This is a genomic window from Streptomyces sp. 8L, from assembly GCF_020176795.1.
In the GTDB taxonomy this organism is placed as follows: domain Bacteria; phylum Actinomycetota; class Actinomycetes; order Streptomycetales; family Streptomycetaceae; genus Streptomyces.
In genome coordinates this window covers 1-882 of sequence record NZ_JAIUKE010000935.1, presented here as the reverse complement: position 1 = coordinate 882, position 882 = coordinate 1, and the positions used below count along the sequence as shown (strand labels likewise).

Sequence of the window (882 nt, the reverse complement as noted above, 5' to 3'; positions counted from 1 at the left end):
GGGTCAGGCGGGTTCCACGAGGGGGACGAGGTCCAGGGGCGCGCGTGCTGTGCGGGGCGTGCCCTCGGCGAGTCCGAAGGTGGTGAACGCGGTGCGCTGCGGCTGGGGGTAGGCGGGTTCGCCGGTGAGGTGGTTGAGGATGGTGGCGCTGCGCCAGGCGGCGAGCCCGAGGTCAGGTGTGCCGACGCCGTGGGTGTGGGTCTGGGCGTTCTGTACGTAGACGGAGCCGCTGACGGCGGGGTCCAGGACGATCCTGTGGTCGGCGTCGACGCGGGGGCGCTGTGAGTCGTCGCGGCAGATGTACGCGTCGAGTCCGGCGAGGAGTTGGTCGGCGGGGCGCTCGCGGTAGCCGGTGGCGAGGACGACGGCGTCGGTGGTGAGGCGGGAGCGGCTGCCCTGGAGGGTGTGTTCGAGGTGGAGTTCGACCTGGGTGGTGGCGATGCGTCCCGCGGTGCGGACGTGGACGCCGGGGGTGAGGACGGCGTCGGGCCAGCCGCCGTCCAGGGTGCGGCGGTAGAGCTCGTCGTGGATGGCGGCGAGGGTGTCGTGGTCGATGCCCTTGTGGAGTTGCCACTGCCGGGGGACGAGGTCGTTCCTGGTGTGTTCGGGCAGGTCGTGGAAGTAGTGGGTGTAGTCGGGGGTGAAGTGTTCGAGGCCGAGCTTGGAGTACTCCATGGGGGCGAACGCTTCGGTGCGGGTGATCCAGTGGAGGCGTTCGGCGCCTGCGGGGCGGGCGCGCAGCAGGTCGAGGAAGACTTCGGCGCCGGACTGGCCGGAGCCGATGACGGTGATGTGGCCCGCGCCCAGGAGCTGTTCGCGGTGGTGGAGGTAGTCGGAGGAGTGGATGACGGGGACGGTGGGGACTTCGGCGAGGGGGCGGAG

Annotated in this window: 1 protein-coding gene; it reads right to left on the bottom strand. The window is 71.3% G+C overall.

Features of this window, described 5'->3' with window-relative positions; translation table 11 throughout:
* Window positions 1-3: 3 nt before the first annotated feature.
* A partial coding sequence (locus LCE31_RS39970) for a SidA/IucD/PvdA family monooxygenase (RefSeq protein WP_225023222.1) occupies window positions 4-882 on the bottom strand: 879 nt, incomplete at its 5' end.